18 protein-coding genes are annotated in these 17,689 nt (G+C 49.8%); 6 read left to right on the top strand and 12 right to left on the bottom strand.

From position 1 onward, the window contains the following. Window positions 1-7 precede the first annotated feature (7 nt). Window positions 8-1,096: an SMP-30/gluconolactonase/LRE family protein gene (locus BTA51_RS12430; protein WP_246841024.1), complete on the top strand. Its 1,089-nt coding sequence runs from the start codon at window positions 8-10 to the stop codon at window positions 1,094-1,096. Between the two features lie 5 nt (window positions 1,097-1,101). Here the strand turns inward: BTA51_RS12430 and BTA51_RS12425 are convergent, their stop codons facing one another. Continuing rightward, window positions 1,102-1,329, bottom strand: a complete 228-nt coding sequence (locus BTA51_RS12425) for a hypothetical protein (protein WP_094707774.1) — start codon at window positions 1,327-1,329, stop codon at window positions 1,102-1,104. Window positions 1,330-1,736: 407 nt separating this feature from the next. Here BTA51_RS12425 and BTA51_RS12420 point away from each other — a divergent pair, with 407 nt between their 5' ends. Then, window positions 1,737-2,093, top strand: a complete 357-nt coding sequence (locus tag BTA51_RS12420) for a hypothetical protein (protein WP_094707773.1) — start codon at window positions 1,737-1,739, stop codon at window positions 2,091-2,093. 88 nt (window positions 2,094-2,181) lie between these two features. Here the strand turns inward: BTA51_RS12420 and BTA51_RS12415 are convergent, their stop codons facing one another. The 5 genes from BTA51_RS12415 to BTA51_RS12395 all read right to left on the bottom strand — a co-directional run bounded on the left by BTA51_RS12415 (window position 2,182) and on the right by BTA51_RS12395 (window position 7,237). Further along, on the bottom strand, window positions 2,182-3,453 hold the full coding sequence (locus BTA51_RS12415; protein WP_094707772.1) for a serine hydrolase: 1,272 nt from the start codon (window positions 3,451-3,453) through the stop codon (window positions 2,182-2,184). A gap of 223 nt (window positions 3,454-3,676) precedes the next feature. After that, entirely contained in the window at window positions 3,677-4,573 is an 897-nt protein-coding gene (gene cyoE / locus BTA51_RS12410; RefSeq protein ID WP_094707771.1) for a heme o synthase, read from the bottom strand. Between the two features lie 18 nt (window positions 4,574-4,591). After that, window positions 4,592-5,692, bottom strand: coding sequence for a heme A synthase (locus BTA51_RS12405; RefSeq protein WP_094707770.1), 1,101 nt, complete (start codon window positions 5,690-5,692; stop codon window positions 4,592-4,594). Window positions 5,693-5,805: 113 nt separating this feature from the next. Then, the gene (locus tag BTA51_RS12400) at window positions 5,806-6,429 is read right to left on the bottom strand and encodes a hypothetical protein (protein WP_094707769.1); all 624 of its coding nucleotides are present in this window, start codon (window positions 6,427-6,429) and stop codon (window positions 5,806-5,808) included. Window positions 6,430-6,487: 58 nt separating this feature from the next. After that, the gene (locus BTA51_RS12395) at window positions 6,488-7,237 is read right to left on the bottom strand and encodes an SURF1 family protein (protein ID WP_094707768.1); all 750 of its coding nucleotides are present in this window, start codon (window positions 7,235-7,237) and stop codon (window positions 6,488-6,490) included. 126 nt (window positions 7,238-7,363) lie between these two features. Between BTA51_RS12395 and BTA51_RS12390 the strand changes: the two genes are divergently transcribed. Further along, the gene (locus BTA51_RS12390; RefSeq protein WP_094707767.1) at window positions 7,364-7,567 is read left to right on the top strand and encodes a twin transmembrane helix small protein; all 204 of its coding nucleotides are present in this window, start codon (window positions 7,364-7,366) and stop codon (window positions 7,565-7,567) included. Window positions 7,568-7,667: 100 nt separating this feature from the next. Here the strand turns inward: BTA51_RS12390 and BTA51_RS12385 are convergent, their stop codons facing one another. From BTA51_RS12385 to coxB, 4 genes are all read right to left on the bottom strand, one after another. Continuing rightward, window positions 7,668-8,555, bottom strand: a complete 888-nt coding sequence (locus tag BTA51_RS12385) for a cytochrome c oxidase subunit 3 (protein WP_094707766.1) — start codon at window positions 8,553-8,555, stop codon at window positions 7,668-7,670. Between the two features lie 17 nt (window positions 8,556-8,572). Continuing rightward, a complete protein-coding gene (locus tag BTA51_RS12380) occupies window positions 8,573-9,136 on the bottom strand; it encodes a cytochrome c oxidase assembly protein (RefSeq protein ID WP_094707765.1) in 564 nt (187 codons plus the stop codon). 40 nt (window positions 9,137-9,176) lie between these two features. Further along, entirely contained in the window at window positions 9,177-10,760 is a 1,584-nt protein-coding gene (ctaD, locus tag BTA51_RS12375) for a cytochrome c oxidase subunit I (RefSeq protein ID WP_094707764.1), read from the bottom strand. Between the two features lie 83 nt (window positions 10,761-10,843). Continuing rightward, window positions 10,844-11,959, bottom strand: a complete 1,116-nt coding sequence (coxB, locus tag BTA51_RS12370) for a cytochrome c oxidase subunit II (RefSeq protein WP_210404823.1) — start codon at window positions 11,957-11,959, stop codon at window positions 10,844-10,846. A gap of 233 nt (window positions 11,960-12,192) precedes the next feature. Between coxB and BTA51_RS12365 the strand changes: the two genes are divergently transcribed. Together BTA51_RS12365 and BTA51_RS12360 are read left to right on the top strand one after the other, a co-directional pair. Continuing rightward, a complete protein-coding gene (locus BTA51_RS12365; protein ID WP_094707762.1) occupies window positions 12,193-13,512 on the top strand; it encodes an MATE family efflux transporter in 1,320 nt (439 codons plus the stop codon). 309 nt (window positions 13,513-13,821) lie between these two features. After that, a complete protein-coding gene (locus BTA51_RS12360; RefSeq protein WP_246841023.1) occupies window positions 13,822-14,472 on the top strand; it encodes a hypothetical protein in 651 nt (216 codons plus the stop codon). Window positions 14,473-14,512: 40 nt separating this feature from the next. Here BTA51_RS12360 and BTA51_RS12355 read toward each other — a convergent pair whose 3' ends face one another. Both BTA51_RS12355 and prlC read right to left on the bottom strand, forming a co-directional pair. After that, complete coding sequence (locus BTA51_RS12355) at window positions 14,513-14,809, bottom strand: YheV family putative zinc ribbon protein (RefSeq protein WP_094707760.1); 297 nt, start codon at window positions 14,807-14,809, stop codon at window positions 14,513-14,515. Then, window positions 14,806-16,854, bottom strand: a complete 2,049-nt coding sequence (gene prlC / locus BTA51_RS12350) for an oligopeptidase A (protein WP_094707759.1) — start codon at window positions 16,852-16,854, stop codon at window positions 14,806-14,808. The genes BTA51_RS12355 and prlC overlap by 4 nt, the downstream gene beginning before the upstream one ends. A 160-nt stretch (window positions 16,855-17,014) precedes the next feature. On the opposite strand from prlC, the gene BTA51_RS12345 reads away from it, so the two are divergent. After that, window positions 17,015-17,563, top strand: coding sequence for a gamma carbonic anhydrase family protein (locus tag BTA51_RS12345; protein ID WP_094707758.1), 549 nt, complete (start codon window positions 17,015-17,017; stop codon window positions 17,561-17,563). Window positions 17,564-17,689 lie beyond the last annotated feature (126 nt).

The raw sequence follows: 17,689 nt of genomic DNA, 5'->3' as shown, positions 1-17,689 counted from the left end.
GGAAATCATGGGAATAATCTCTGAAGAAACTAAAAAAGTCGGCATTCTGATAGCCATCCCCATCGCTATCTTTGTCGTCTATTTCCTGTTTTCTCCATCACCAATTGACCCGGTTGCTTATGAGCCTCCAACCCCTCCTGAAATGTCCGGGCCTTTCGCACCCAACGATCTTCTGACGCAAAGTGATCTGATCGGCCTGGGCGATATTCACGGGCCGGAGGATGTGGATGAAGACCCTCAGGGTCGAATCGTCGCTGGACTCGCTAATGGTGATATCGTCCGATTCGATAAAAGCGGAAAAAAGGAGGTTCTGGTCAACACCGGGGGAAGGCCCCTCGGCCTGGAATTCGACGCAGCAGGTAACCTGTGGATTGCCGATGCCAAAAATGGCCTGCTCAGGCTTTCAGCAGAAAACACCCTACAGGTGATGGCAACAGAGGCCGATGGTATCCCTTTTGGTTTCACTGATGACCTGGACATTGACCAGGCCGGAAATGTCTATTTTAGCGATGCCAGCTCTAAGTGGCCGATTGAACGGTATCGCTGGGATGCTATTGAAGCCAGGCCCTATGGCCGCTTGATGCGTTATAGCCCCACCACGGATAAAGTAACGGTATTACTCGATAATCTGTATTTCGCCAATGGCGTCGCATTGTCTTCTCAGGAAGATTTTGTCCTGGTCAATGAAACCTGGCGTTACCGGATCGTCCGATACTGGATACAGGGACCCAAAGCCGGAACCCACGACATATTTATCGATAATTTACCGGGCATTCCAGACGGAATTTCAGGTAACCGGCGAGGAACTTTCTGGCTCGCGCTGGCAACACCGAGAAATGCTCAACTTGATAGTATCCACCCCTATCCTTTACTGAAAAAGCTGATCATCAAGCTACCGAATTTTATGCAGCCGCAACCCGTGCACTATGGGTTTGTCCTCGGATTAAATGAGCAGGGAGAAGTGGTATCCAATCTGCAGGATCCCAGTGGAGAGCATGTTTATGAAGTGACGTCAGTAGAGGAAGGTCAGGGACATCTACTGCTGGGTACGTTGACAGGTGATAGGATCGGGCGACTGCCGTTGCCCGTAAGATAGACCAGTTAGCCTGATGTGCCGACCAATACGGTGTTGTTGTACTGGCCCTGAGTATTGGAACCCAGATGGCTTTCTATCATTCTGATCATTTCCCGATGTCGGGATAACAAGTCTTCATAGAAATTGACCATGGTAGGCTCAACCACAGGCATAGCCGATAGCTCCTGAAGTTCCCTCTCAGCAATTCTTAACTCTTCCAACAGTCTTATACGCTGTGCCTCTAACGTGGTCATACCAGGTTACCTTTCTACTGCGACGTCAATTTATCGAGTGAAAACACGGCTTTCTAAAGTGATAGAATCTCAGTGTAGTCGCTTATCTTACACGTTGCTTGTGAGGCGGATCACAAAATTGTGTAACATTTTGTATGCAAATTAACCAACTCCAACTCTATTCTCGAATTCCTCTGACCCAAATATCTGTTCGCAGACGCATCTGTAAGTTCCCAAACACAATAGCAAAAAGCGATTTTTCCAGTATTTGCTATGCTTACATTGAAGCATGGTTCGTTCACTGTCGGTGTATGCTCCCGTGGCTGAGCAAACACCCGCGGCTAAATAAGACGCCTGTGGCTGAACAAAGTCCTAAGGCTAACTAAAGCGCCCGTGGCTGAATACTGAATAAAGAGTGAGGAGCCCTTATGACGCCTTCCAAAATATCTGACGCCAGCAGTGTTTTCCTGAGCTTGCTGGAAGTATTAAACGATGCGTATTGGGAAGCATCGACCATAGAAAATAAAGACACGGTGTACGATGTACTGAGTATTTTTAACCAGGAAATTGCCGAGCTCAATAAACTCAGTATTCAGGATCACCACTATCCCTATGAAATGATTACTGACGGCATCCGCTATGTCAGCCCGAAACTTCACCGGCTGCAGAGTACCGTGGATCATGTGGTAGAGCGCACCACTACGCAGGTAAGACTCAAGCAACTACTCAAGAGCGTGATTACCATCATCGACCAGCAAAACAACAAATGGTCCGGTGAAAATTAGAGCGGGCTACGATTCATTTGAACAGGTTAATAGTTGGAACAAGATAAGAGTTGGAACTAGATAAATCATATCCGGCGGTTCCCTGAAATCAGGCCCTCATGACCGTTGGTTCACAGTAATGGCTTATCTGCCTTAACAACACGGCTAACATTGGTAGATGATGGGACATCAGGGATAATCCAGTGGTCAGCAGCGCAACGGAGATTTGACGGTCCGGATCAGCCCAACAGAATTTATTGATCAATCCGATATGTCCAAATGCCCGACCGGTATTTGGACCGTACAGTCCTATAGGATCTCCACCGAGCATTAGACCTGCACTGTATCGCATCGGAATCATCATTGTTCGATCAAAGGTACAGCCACCAAACTCCTGAACCGCCCGTTGAACTGTCAAAGGCTGAAGAACCTGCTTTCCGTTCCAGCGTCCGTGATCCAGCAACATCTGGTAAAAGCGACTGACTTCTTCCGCTGTTGCATACATATTAGCAGCGGGAATAACCGCATCCATCCAGGCAGCATTATTGGATATGTCCGCGGCTTCCGGAAATGTCGCTCCCAGCGCTCGTTTAATCGCCCAGGAAACCGGAAAAGGCACATTAGGTCCAGTCGCATAATTCTTTGCCACCAAATGCCGGTCCTTCTCTGCTATACCGAAGGTAAAGTACTTCATGCCGAGCGGTTTTCGAATATAGGTATCCAGATATTTACCAATGCTCTTCCCGGTGACTTTTTCCAAAACGCGAGCGAGTACGAATCCACCGGTGATCGCGTGGTAAGCCAGCTTGGCACCGTCAACAGCGATGGGTTTCGCATCGCACAACAACCGCCAGACTTCATCATTGTCATACAGGGTATCCACCGGGACACCGGTGGGTAGCCCTGGAATGCCGCCTCGATGGGAGAGAATCTGATGAATGGTGATGTTCTGCTTACCATGTTTACTGAATTCCGGCAGATAGAAACTTACCGGATCCATCAGATTTATCGCACCCTGTTCTGCCAGTTTATGCATCAATATGGCCGTCATTGCCTTGGAACTGGAAAATAGGCAAACAGGAGTGTCGGCCGTTGCGGGAAGGGTAAAGTCATGTTTAAGGTCACCGGGCCCATTCCCTCTGGCGTAGCCTATGCCACGATTCAGAAGTATTTTCCCCTTGCGTCTGATACACAGGGTTATAGCCGGTTGGGTTCCTGTGTTGTAGAGCTGTTCAACCGCTTTCCAGATTTTGGCTTTCCCTTCTCTGGTGACATCGACGCATTCAGGAATCACTTCCTGTTTTTCGTCGACATGGGTGACGGATTCCATCGGCTGGGAAATGTCAGCCAGATTTAACTGCTTACGAACAAGCTCTAACATAAACTGCCTATGCGGATGTCATTATTATGATGCAGGCAAAACTTCGCCTAAAAGTGCCAGAAAATTTTAGAACAATGGAGACTTGGATACCAAGTCGCAAGGAAAGAATTGAACGAATCAATAGAAATATTGTGGAGACCCGCAAGTTTTGCCAGCGGTCTCCACGGTAGATGCAGAAAATGTGTCGACTCTTGTGCTCAATGGACCAATCCTGGCCAGCCCCTTAGAGACTGATTGGGATATAGTGATCCACCAACAGCGCAACAAATAGCAACATCAGGTAGGTGATGCTGTATTTAAATGTCTTAATGGCTGCATGGGGACGTGAATCCCGCCACATGGCAACGGCCCAGTCAAGAAACCTCAACCCCAATACCACTGCGGACACGAAATAAATCCAATGGCACATGCCGGTGATAAAGGGCAATAACGTGACGGCAAACAGAATACAGGTGTACAGCAGTATATGCAGCTTTGTATAACGCTCACCATGAGTGACGGGAAGCATCGGAATACCGGCAGATGCATATTCCTTTTTCCGATGCACGGCCAACGCCCAGAAATGAGGTGGGGTCCAGGCGAAAATGATCAACACCAGCAGCAAGGCATGACCGTCCACTGAATTGGTGACCGCCGTCCAGCCCAACAAAGGAGGAGCTGCACCCGCCAGCCCTCCAAGAACAATATTTTGTGGCGTGGCCCGCTTCAGAAACAGCGTGTATATCACCGCATAACCAATCAGTGAAGCCAGGGTCAGCCAGGCAGTCAGTGGATTAACCCACATCACCAATATCAACATTCCTGCGATGGCCAGAGTAAAAGCGAAAAACAGTGCATGGAGGTTATCAACACGTCCCTGTACGATCGGGCGCTTCTGGGTTCGAGCCATCACCGCATCAATTTTCTGGTCCACGATATGGTTGATCGCCGCAGCAGAAGAGGCCATCAATGCAATCCCCAGATTTCCCCAGAACAGTGCATGCCATGGAATACCATTGTCCAGGGCCAATAACATGCCCACAACGGAAGTCAGAATCATCAGTGCAACGACACGCGGCTTGCACAACTCATAGTAATCGCGCCAGGAGGTATCGGATGTCAGTGTCAGAGTGTGCTTCATAGTCATTTCTCCTTTACCTCAATTTGGAACCGGCGCGCCGGTTTTAGCTGTCCATACGCGATAGGCCAGCCATAAACAGGCTACCAGTAATAATGCCGCGACGGCGTTATGAGCCACAGCCACCGGAAGGGGAATCAGAGCCAGCACATTGGTCAATCCCAGGCAAATCTGAACTCCTAAAAGGCCGCTCGCCAGGATCACAGGTCCCCGCAAGCAGGTGTTGCTTCCCCTGCGCCATGCCAGGAAGAGCGTTATACCAAGTACCACTGTCACCAGCAGCGCTCCCAGCCGATGTGCCATGTGTACAGCCACCCGCGCATCGTGATGAAGAACGCCTCCCAGATAGTTCGGCCCGATTGATTGAGTCACATTGAACCCATCCTGAAAGTCCATGGACGGCCACATTTCACCGTTACAGGCAGGGAAGCCGGTGCACGCCAATGCTGAATAATTAGAACTTACCCAGGCACCAAGGGATATCTGGACAACCAGCAGGACTGTTGCGATCGAAATCAGCGGCTTTAACCGGCGAATGGAGGTCTTCTGCTCTGCGGTCACAGGAGCGGCCTGATCAAATAATCTCATACAAAGTACTGCAAGCAGGCTGAACGTGGTGAACCCACCTAACAGGTGGGCAGTCACCACCTGGGGCCATAGTTTCAGAGTCACCGTCCACATGCCGAATAGTCCCTGAACAACCACCAGTGCAGCCAGTATCAGGGTATGCTTTCTTGGAGGATTTAAAAGAGAGATGCCTTCAGGTAGGGTTTTCGCTTTTTTCCAGGCAAGTGCTGCCATGGAAAATATTAACAGGCCGAGCGTACTGGCGAGATACCGATGAATCATTTCCGGCCAGCCTTTAGCCACTTCCACCGGCGCATGGGGAAATCTGGCTTCCGCTTCAGCAATCTCATGGGCTTCATTAGGGACAGTAATAAAGCCATAACATCCCGGCCAGTCGGGACAGCCCAAACCGGCATCCACCAGACGGGTATAGGCACCCAACATAATGACAATAAAAGCCCAGCATGTGGTGAGTAAAGCCAACCTTCGAAGCCAGACCAGTCGGGTTTGGGTCGCTAAGGGGTAAGCTTGTTTGGGCGGCGCGACATAATCCATCACATAGCCTCTTGTTGTTCTTATCTTGTTCTTATTCTTCCGCAGGCGTTTATTTGTTACCTGCGCAGAAGTCTTCTTTCCCTGGATGACTAACGTCTTTCGACTATTTCACTCTACCCAATCTTGGATACTTTGAGAAGCCGTTTAAGATCCTCAAGAATATCTTTCCCGGTATGGGTACTGGAGTAGTGCATCATGATGTTTCCCAATGGATCCATCAGCAGGATATCGTACCCCTGAAGGCCGATATCGTATTCTTTCAGCGCCTGTTGCAGGCCTTCATATTCGTCCCGTGCAAACTTCAGACGCACCAGTGATTCATGCCCGGTCAAAGCCTGCTCCAGTCCCGGCACATTCTCGGGAACCAGTAGCAATCGGGTCACCCGGTCTATTTCCTTGCCCAATGCAACGTTTACCTGACGAGTTAGGTACAAGGCCTCTTCACATCTTGTGGAACATTCACCTGAACCCACCACCAGCATGACCCACTTGGACTTACCATCGTATTGAATGAAACCTGGATCAGTTTGCTGAATGTCTCTTAATTTCCAATCTTCAGCCTGCAAAGGTGGCAACATCAACGTGCCGTGATTGGTAGTTCCGCTGGGCACACCAATATGGCCAAAATACATGATTGCTGCAATAACCAGTGGGGCCGCAGCAATCACAATCAACACCCATAGTTTCAATCGCCCTCTGGATCGGGGTGCAGGTTGTTCTTCCAACATTTCATTCATAGATTGCTTCCACTTATCTTCGTACTTACGCTTATCTATTCGTATTTGACTCTTACTGTCAGATTACCGGATCAGATGGTTCGGAAGTCTCGCGAACAGAGTGCTCGGGTTTAAACTGTCTCCACAACACCAGACCGGCCAGCACTGTTGCCATGGCAAACCACTGGACAGCATATCCCACATGTTTTTCGGGCCCCATCACTACCGGCTGCCAGGTTTGTTGATATACACCAGGCTGCCCGGGCATTAGGTGGATGATCCAGGGAGACAGGGAAACTCCCGTCATGGTGGTTATCTGTTCCAGCTGAACCTGTTGTACCCGATAGGGAGATTCAGCAAGCGGCTCGTTGTCTCCCAGAACTATCGTTGAAGTTAGCCGGTCAGTTCGACCCGCTATCTCAAGGCTTTCCTCTGGACGTTGCAAAATCGGTAATATCTTACGATCCAGATCACCTGCCACCCATCCCCGGTCGACCAACAAACACGGATTCTGAGAGAGTCTTCCTGCAGTACTCTCCTGTAACTTCATAAAGCAAAAAGGGGTATATATCCGGTACCCAAATTGTCCATTTTCAATCTGGTTGTCCAGTAGCCAATCCTGATCCAGATAATGTCCTTTCGCAAACACTTTGACGTAAGCAGAAGGTTTCTGGGAGAACGCATTCCAGTTCTGTGCCGGTTGATCCATTTGTTCATGGAACAAGTCCAATGCAGCCCGCTTTTCGTCAGCCCGCTGCAGTTGCCATATCCCCAACCCCAACATGAGCGGGAATAATACTGCTGCGACACACCATAGCTTCCAGTTCATTTCGGCACCGCAATGTTGAGTATCTGCCGCATGACTTCCGTGGCGTGTTTAATCGGGTGAAGGATATCTGTAAGGTCACCGACGGGTTTGTTATATTGAGAAAAAAACAATACGAATGGCTGGCTTATGAAACTACTAATTGGACTTTTACTTCTCGGCGCCATCGGCAGCCTGTTCAGCGGACTGTTCTTTCTCGTCAAGGACTCCAGCAGCAGTAATCGCACCGCCAAGGCTTTGACCTTCCGTGTCGGCTTTTCAGTTGCCCTTATACTACTCGTCATTATTCTCCTGGCCACGGGCCACCTGGAACTCAACCCAACACCTCATTGAAATATATCCTTTTCCAATTCGGGCATCTCAGGTTTCAAGTAAAAACGCTGCTGTTCAGCAGCGTTTCACATCTACAACCTACATCACACCTGTCACAAAGCTACAAAATGTAGACGAACACAAACAGACAAACCCAGACCACATCCACGAAATGCCAATACCAGGCGGCAGCTTCAAAACCAAAGTGCTGTTTGGCCGAGAAATGCCCCTTCATATAGCGCATCAAAATGACAAAAATGATGATGGCTCCAAGGGTCACGTGCATGCCGTGAAATCCGGTCAACATGAAGAATGTGGTGCCATAGATTCCAGAGGCCAATGTCAGATTAAGTTCATGATAGGCATGAATGTACTCATAGATCTGGAAACCAAGGAAGGTAGCGCCCAGCAGTACCGTAATGGCCATCCAAAGCTTGACCTTACTGCGCTCATCCGTCTTTATTTTGTGGTGAGCAATAGTAATGGTGACACTGGAAGTCAGCAGCAATAGGGTATTCAGCAAGGGAATATGCCAAGGGTCGATGACCTCCTGGGGACCAGGAAACTTAGTGGGATCGGGATTTTGCAGTAAAGGCCATGTGCCTTCAAAATCAGGCCATAGCAATGTGTTCATGACACCGTCACCTTCACCGGCGAGCCAGGGCACTGCGAGGAAGCGTGCATAAAACAATGCGCCGAAGAAGGCAGAGAAAAACATCACTTCGCTGAAAATAAACCAGCTCATTCCCCAACGAAACGACCTGTCCATCTGAGCGCTGTAAAGACCAGCCATACTTTCTTTGGCCACATTGCCAAACCAGCCAAACAGCATATAGACCATGATGGTAAAACCGATCCCGAACATCCACCATCCGGTGGTCGGATCAGTTCCCTTTGAATTATTCATCAGGACTGTCCCGACACCAACAAGGGTCGTGAATAATCCAATCGTGGCGATAATCGGCCACTTGCTCTGTTCAGGTACGTAGTAACTTTGCTGAGTCGCCATAGGTCCTCCTGTGGCAGTTAGCTCTTTGTTTTTGTTGTTCTTTCGGTTACATCAAACAGGGTATAGGAAAGTGTCAGCGTATGTAGCCCTTCGGGAAGATCTTTATCAACAAGGAAAATCAACGGCATGTTGATATCCTCCCCTGGCTGAAGAATTTGCTGGTTAAAGCAGAAACACTCCGTTTTATGGAAGAATTCTGCACCTTCCGAAGGTGAGATGCTCGGTACTGCCTGAGCCACCATCATCTCACCCGTTGTATTCTTGGCGTAGAATTCCACTTTCATCTGTTCGCCTGGATGCACCTTGATTTCCCGGACCAGGGGTTTGAATTGCCAGGGCATGTTCTCATTGGTGTTCGTCAGAAACTGCACCCGGATCTGGCGGCTTTCATCCACCTGGACCGTTGTAGAAACCTCATAACGGCCACCGGTCTTGCCATTCAGACCTGTGACCTGACAGAAAACCTCATACAACGGTACCAGGGCAAAGCCGAATCCGAACATCCCCACGACAATACCCAACGCCCAGACCACCACCTTACGGTTGCTGCTTTGTCCTGCGGAGGTATTGTCACTTGTCATGGTCGGGCTCCTTTAAATATCCATATTCTCTGGTAATGCCTTATTTCACCTGAGGAGGTTCAGTAAAGCTGTGGTAGGGAGCAGGCGATGGCAATGTCCACTCCAAGCCTTCCGCACCTTCCCATACCTGTGCTGTCGCCTGTTTTCCACCACGAATGCACTTGAGGACAATAAACAGGAATAACAATTGCGTCACTCCGAACAGGAACGCCCCCATACTGGAAATCCTGTTGAAATCCGCAAACTGCATCGCGTAGTCAGGAATACGCCGAGGCATACCGGCAAGGCCGACAAAATGCATTGGGAAAAAGGTCATGTTGAGGCCGATAAAAGAAAGCCAGAAATGCGCTTTCCCCAGAGCTTCGTCATACATATGACCGGTCCACTTCGGCAGCCAATAATAAGCGGCGGCAAAAATGGAGAATATCGCTCCCGGTACCAGCACATAATGGAAATGTGCCACCACGAAATAGGTATCGTGATACTGGAAGTCCACAGGGGCAATCGCCAACATCAGGCCGGAAAAACCACCGATGGTAAACAGAATCACAAAGGCTATAGCGAACAACATCGGGGTTTCGAATGTCAGCGAACCACGGAACATGGTCGATACCCAGTTGAACACCTTCACCCCGGTTGGTACTGCAATCAGCATGGTGGCGTACATGAAGAACAACTCACCCGCCAATGGCAGCCCGACCGCAAACATGTGGTGCGCCCAGACGATGAAAGACAGTACGGCGATTGAAGCGGTGGCGTAAACCATCGATGGATAGCCAAACAACTTCTTACGAGAGAATGTGGGAATGATCTGTGAAGCCACACCGAAGGCCGGCAGAATCATGATGTACACTTCCGGGTGACCAAAGAACCAGAATACATGCTGAAACAGGACTGGATCACCGCCGCCAGCCGCTGAAAAGAAGCTGGTACCAAAGTGGATGTCCATCAACATCATGGTCACAACCCCTGCCAAAACCGGCATTACCGCAATCAGCAGGAACGCTGTAATTAACCAGGTCCACACGAACAGCGGCATCTTCATCAACGTCATTCCCGGTGCCCGCAGGTTAAGAATGGTGGCAATCACGTTGATGGCTCCCATGATGGAGGAAATCCCCATCATATGAACGCCAAAGATGAAAAAGGTCACACTTGGAGGTGCATAGGTGGTGGACAGCGGAGCATAAAAAGTCCAGCCAAAGTTAGGTGCTCCACCCTCCATGAACAGCGAGGACAGTAACAGGGTAAAAGCAAACGGCAGAATCCAGAAACTCCAGTTGTTCATGCGGGGTAGAGCCATATCCGGCGCCCCCACCATCATGGGCACCAGCCAGTTGGCCAGCCCCACGAATGCGGGCATGACAGCCCCAAATACCATAATCAGACCATGCATGGTCGTCATCTGGTTAAAAAATCCCGGTACAACAATCTGCATTCCCGGCTCAAACAACTCTGCCCGAATAACCAGGGCCATTGAACCGCCAATCAGGAACATGATGAAACTGAACCACAAATACATGGAACCGATATCTTTGTGGTTGGTCGTAAATATCCAGCGAGTCAGCCCTTTGGCCGGACCGTGGTGATGGTCGTCGTGGTGTTCGCCAACTACCGCACTCATGGTCACTCTCCTCTATATGTATGTTGTTATCGTGGTTGAGAGACTTACGCTTTGTTTAGCCACAGGCGCTAATCCAAATCCCTTTATTTCTTTTCGGCAATTTCCTGCGGCGTCACCATGTCGCCTTTGTTATTGCCCCAGGCATTACGCTCATAAGTGACCACTGCTGCCAGATCCACTTCACTGAGCTGCGGGCCGAACGCCTGCATTGCCGTACCGGATACACCATGAAGCACAGTATTGATATGATTCTCGATGGGGCCGGTAGCAATAGCACTGCCTTTGAGTGCGGGGAAAGCGGGTGGTAAACCTTCACCGGAAGCCTGATGGCAAGCGGCACAGTTTTTCAGATAGACCTGTTCACCACGATCCACGAGCTCCTGCAATGTCCACTGCTTATTCTTCAGCTCGTATTCCTGCCGCGCCTGTTCCTGCTTGGCGAGCACCCATTCCTGGTATTCCTGATCGGAAACGGCCTTCACCACGATCGGCATGAATCCATGATCCTTGCCACAGAGTTCGGCACATTGGCCCCGGTAGATTCCAGGTTCTTTGACGATAGCCCAGGCTTCATTGACGAAGCCGGGAATGGCATCCCGTTTGACCGCCAGATCCGGCACCCACCAGGAGTGGATAACGTCATTGGCCGTAACCAGGAAACGCACTTTCTTGTTGACGGGAATGACCAAAGGTTCGTCCACTTCCAAAAGGTAGTGATCGCCCTTCTGATCTTTGTTGTAGATTTGATCCTGCGATGTTGCCAGGGTACTGAAAAACCCAAAGTCGTCCTTCAGGTAGTCATATCTCCACTTCCACTGGTAACCCGTGATCTTGATATCCAGTTCAGAATCACTGGTATCGTACATCTTCATCAAGGTCCCCGTGGCGGGAATTGCCATACCGATCAATATAACGAAAGGTATGATGGTCCAGATTATTTCGACGGTAGTACTTTCATGAAACTGCGCAGGCTTGGCACCCTTGCTTTTTCGATAAGCAAAGATCGACCAGAACATGACTCCGAAAACCACGATCCCTATGATCACGCAGATCCAGAAAATTGTCATGTGGAGGTTGAAAACAGACTCACTGATGTCCGTCACCCCCCTGGTCATATTGACCTGCCAATCGGCATGGGTGAATACAGGCACAGCAAGACATGGCAAAGCCAACGCCATCAAGCGTCTTCTTGACAACATAAGGTGTCTCCACAGTGTTATTTGTTATTGTTACTGCCAGACACTTCCCAGTAAAAAACTGCTATGTAGGAAGTCGAATGCATGGTGCAGGCTCAGTATAGACATTTTTTGATCTGGCTGGCAAATGTTCAATGCAGCTTTAAACAAAATCTCTAGTGGGTTGATTTTATGCACAAAATTGTCGCAGTGCTGTCATAATCGTGACGTATTTTCAGGCATAGCAGGGAATTTTTATGTCCTTACACCGTCGTTTATGGGCACTGGCATGGCCCTTGATTTTGAGCAATATCACCGTCCCTCTGCTGGGTCTGGTGGATACTGCCGTATTGGGCCACCTCGATTCTCCGCTCTATCTCGGTGCCGTGGCATTAGGCGCTAATCTGTTCACGTTTATATTTTGGGCATTTGGATTTCTGCGGATGGGCACCACCGGTCTATCTGCACAGGCATGGGGCGCCGGCGATGATGACAGGCTATACCGCACCCTGATCCAGGCTTGTGTTATCGGACTGGGAATCGGCCTGCTGCTGTTTGCCAATCAGTGGTGGATATTGCCTGTGGGCCTGAAATTGATGCAAACCTCCGCAGAATTGTGGCCACAGGCGGAGGTTTACGCAGGTATACGCATATACAGTGCTCCTGCCATCCTGATCCAGTACGCCATCACGGGGTGGCTAATCGGCAACCAGAAAACCCGGGCGGCTCTTTTCCTGGCAGTAAGTACTAACATTGTGAATATTGTTCTGGATCTGTTTCTGGTCATGGGACTCGGCATGAGAGCAGACGGTGTGGCGCTTGCCACAACGGTGGCAGAGTATTATTCGGCCATCGTCGGCCTCTGGCTGTGTTGTGGAAACCGGTATGGCTATGTGATGCAAATAATGACCGCACCGGAGCTGTGGCGGCTGGATGCCTTTATTCGATTGCTGAAATTTAATGCTGACTTGTTTTTGCGTACCATTCTGCTGCTTTTCACCTTCGCTTTTTTTGTTGCCCAGGGGGCTCAGTTAGGTACGGACATACTGGCGGCCAATGCGGTACTCCTCACTTTTCTGATGCTGACCTCTAACGCCCTCGACGGATTTGCCAACGGGGCTGAGGCATTATGTGGCGAAGCAGTTGGCAAAGGGCGTCTTGATCAGTTTAAGGATGCCGTCAGAATCAGCGGTATCTGGTCTTTGATCACTGCCGGAACGGTATCGATTTGCTTCTGGCTTTTCGGTGACTGGATCATCAACCTTCTTACAGATATTGAATCTGTACGTGAGCGTGCGCTTACTTACATCGTATGGATGATTGCACTCCCGTTAGTCGGCGTATGGAGCTACCTCTACGACGGCATTTTCGTTGGCGCCACTAAAGCGAAAGAAATGCGTAATACCATTGTGCTCTCGGTCTTCTTCGTCTTTTTTCCGTGCTGGTGGCTGACACAATCCTTTCAAAATCATGGACTCTGGTTTTCCATGACCACTTTTCTGGGCGCCAGAGGGTTGATTCAATGGTGCTACTACCGTCACATAACCCGCCATCAACGCTGGTTAAAGGCAAATTGAATTACGCAGGTTTGGTGTCCCTTGTCTACACTGAAGGAGTCAATATAAACAAGTTTTCCTATTAAACAATTAGTGCCACACGAAGGTCTGTAGGCGTTTCATACGGCGCTCATGTTGAACACAACTATGCGCCTGCCTCGTAAAGCGGCATTTCAGCGCGAGGGGGAGAAGTTTAGTGCCTCTATATGAACGACGATCGGCAATAAATGGCGTTATCTCAGGGCCTCCCGTGAGGGTTGAGCGCACCTTGAGAGTCCGGCTAAGGCGCCATGCAAAACACCCGCAGCCCCTGTGGAATTTGGATATCGGATGAGCCTCGAAGCAGTATACGGGATCATCAACCAGGCAAAAGCATCGGAACTCAAGACGAAACACTACGCCAACTGGCTTGTGAATCAACTTGAATCGCTACATCGAGTCATCTCGCTCAAAGGATCAGAGCCGGTTGCAGATCTAAGTCAGTTTGTCATCGAATACATCGAGCTAGCGCCTCGCATTATCGAATGCGTAGCCGACTGTGCGGCGACAAGCCGGACTCATAAGCTGTTTAAGCCGTTTATTGATCTGTCGATCAACTACTTCGTGCACCCGTCCGTTCTGGTATTGCGCCACACCGGACTGGATGGATTGCTGATTCGCGCCTATCAGTCTCATCGTTTAATCGAGGAGTTATACGAGAATAATCACAGTCTGCGTAACAGCCCGATTTGTGAGTTACAGGCCACCCAGGCCAATCTTCTTGCCCATCACCTGGTTGGCGAACCTTTTTCCAATGAAATAGACCAGGCAATTCAAGTCACTCTGAGACAGCTGGTCAGCATGCCGGACTATTATCATCTGGATTTGAATAAGTATCTGGAATTGACCAATGATTGCCGTTGGCAACCGGTCAATGACGCCTGGATCCACTTATTGGAAAACCATGGCATCCACCTGAATTTTATGCAGGGAGCCTGTTGATCAGACTCCCTGCACATGACTAGCAGTCTTCATCGGTAGACTATACGTCCTCACCGGAAGAATCATTGCCCGGTTTTGATTTACCCGGCATTCGTGGGAAAAACTTAATGGGCTGTGCTTTCACCTCATTTGCGGGTTCTTTCTTGCGGGTAACCCGTGTTTCCAGTTCCTCTGGCTTTCCAGGTTGAGTATCCACATCCCGCAATCTTTCATTAAATCCGCATTCCACGCATTCGCGCACCTGGCGCTGCTGCTCGTCGCTGTATGACACAATGCGGTCCATCACCCCACACCGGGGACAAACAGCCCCGGCAATAAAGCGCTTGATGACTTTCACGATGCAACCGCCTCAGGGAGAATCCCGCTATGGCGTAACAGCGCATCGACTTTGGGCGGCCGTCCACGAAACTCCACAAACAGGTCCATAGGTTCTCGGCTACCGCCCTTTTCCAGGATACAGTGCAAAAACTCACGACCGGTTTTTGCATCAAAAACGCCATTTTCCTCAAACTTGGAAAAGGCATCAGCCGCCAGCACTTCTGCCCATTTGTAGCTGTAATAGCCGGCCGCATATCCGCCGGCAAATATATGACTGAAGCTATGGGGAAAGCGGTTAAAAGCCGGAGCTTTGATCACCGCCACTTTATCCCGGACTTCATTCATCAGGGCAAGAATGTCAAAGTTTTCCTCACCGGCATACTCATGGTGTAACCGGAAATCAAACAGAGCGAACTCCAGCTGACGCACCATCATCATGGCTGACTGGAAGTTCTTCGCTGCCAACATTTTGTCCAACAGGTCTTTGGGCAAAGGCTCGCCGGTCTCATAGTGACCGGAAATCATGGCCAACGCCTCTTCCTCCCAGCACCAGTTTTCCAGGAACTGGCTCGGCAACTCGACCGCATCCCAGGCCACTCCGTTGATGCCTGAAACCTCGTAACAATCCACCTGGGTCAACATATGATGCAGAGCATGTCCAAATTCATGGAACAATGTGGTGACTTCGTTATGGGTCAACAGGGCAGGGTGTTCATCGGTGGCAGGGGCAAAGTTACAGGTTATGAATGCCACCGGCTTTTGTATATGACCGTTATCGAGGCGGCGACGCACGGCATAATCCGCCATCCAGGCACCACCACGTTTGTTTTCCCGGGCATAGAGATCCATGTAGATACTGGCAATCTCACGACCATCTTCCTTCACTCTGAAATAGCGCACATCAGGATGATAAGTCTCAAAATCACTGACCTCTTCCAGGGTAATCCCGAACAGGCGCTCTACCACGGTAAACATACCATTGATGACTTTAGCCGCTGGAAAATAGGGCTTCAGCTCTTCTTCCGAAATGGCATAGCGCTCTTGCTTCAGTTTTTCCGCGTAATAACTGACATCCCAGGCATCAACGGTATCTGCTCCCTGTTCACGGGCAAAAGCCTCCAGCTCTGCAAACTCCTTTCGGGCATGCATAACGGACTTTTCCGCCAAGTCGTTCAGAAACTCCAGTACTTCTTCCGGGGACTGGGCCATCTTGGTGGCCAGTGAGTAGTGGGCAAATGTTTCAAACCCCAGGAGCAGGGCCTTTTCTCTACGCAGCCTGAGAAGGTCCTGCATAATCCGGGAGTTATCATAGCGCCCGGCATGGGGCCCCTGATCAGAAGCACGCGTGTTGTAGGCTTCATACATTTCCCGGCGCAACTCAGGGTCTTCCGCATAGGTCATGACGGCGTAATAGCTGGGAAAATCCAATGTAAGGACATAACCTTCCAGATTTCGGCTTTTTGCCGCCTGCCGGGCACCTGCGAGCGCAGATTTCGGTAATCCTTTCAGAGCTTCCTCGGATGTCAGGTGCTTACTCCAAGCCTGAGTGGCATCCAATACGTTATCACTGAACTTGCTGCCAAGTTCGGCTAACTGCTGGGATATTTCCTTATATTTCGCTTTCTTCTCATCAGCAAGGTCCACCCCGGCAAGATGGAAATCTCTCAGAATGTTGGTAATCGATTTCTGCTGGGCTTCGTTCAGCCGCTGAAATTCTCCTGATGATTTAATATGAGCGTACGCTTCATACAGGCTTCTGTTCTGACCGATTTCAGTACTGTATTGGGATAACTCCGGTATACAGCCGTTATAGGCCTCACGAAGAGCGTCGCTGTTCAGCACACTGTTTAGGTGGCTGACCGGCGACCACATCTGATTCAATTGATCGGACATATCGTCCATCGGTTGTGCCAGGGTATCCCAGGTGGCTTCAGGATTTTCCACCAGCTTGGCAATCCGCTGACGATTGCTGTTCAACAGTTCAAGCAGTTCGGGCTTGATTCTATCTGGTGAAATTGAGGAAAAGGTGGGTAGTTGAGGGTCTGAAAGCACGGGATCTGTCATCAGCCATATCCTGATCAATTACATGAATTCTTTATGTTGGGTTAACGATAATAATTTTCAAGTGGATCGCCAACAGCCAATGCCTTCAGCATATCAGGAAGAAGGCCTAGAATAGAGTCTGCTTTACTCAATCCCAAAACATTCCAGCTGGAGAAGTTATATGTCCATCCGTCCCTTTCAAGGCCACCACCCCAAGTTTGGTCAACATGTGATGATCGATCCAAGCGCTGTGGTGATTGGTGACGTAGAGCTGGGAGACGATGTGTCCGTATGGCCAATGACCGTTGTCCGTGGCGACATGCATCGCATCAGGGTAGGCGCTCGCACCAGCATACAAGACGGATCAGTGCTACATATCACCCATGCCGGCCCCTACAATCCTGCAGGCTTTCCCTTACATATTGGTGATGATGTCACTATTGGCCATAAGGCACTGTTACATGGGTGTACTGTCGGTAATCGAGTTCTGGTAGGGATGGGGGCCATCATCATGGATGGTGCTGTCGTTGAGGATGATGTGGTGATCGCCGCCGGCTGTCTGGTTCCTCCCGGCAAAGTCCTGGAAAGCGGGTATCTCTATGTTGGAAGTCCCGCTCGACAGGCCCGCCCGCTTTCTGAAAAAGAGATGAGTTATTTTACGTATACCGCTGCCAACTACGTCAAACTCAAAAATCAACATTTGGACGAATGGAGCAACACCAAGGACTGATATCTGCTCCGTTGACCTGGATCAAAAATACTTTCGCTGGTTTAAAAACAGCCCTTGAAAACCTCCAAAGTGGATACTATTTATACCGTACAACGCAGCGTAGCGGGATGTGACGTCACCCCAAAA

Origin of the sequence: Hahella sp. CCB-MM4, assembly GCF_002260525.1 — a bacterium.
Lineage (GTDB): Bacteria > Pseudomonadota > Gammaproteobacteria > Pseudomonadales > Oleiphilaceae > Hahella.
Note: the sequence above shows the minus strand (reverse complement) of the source record. Positions and strands in the feature narration are given on the sequence as shown.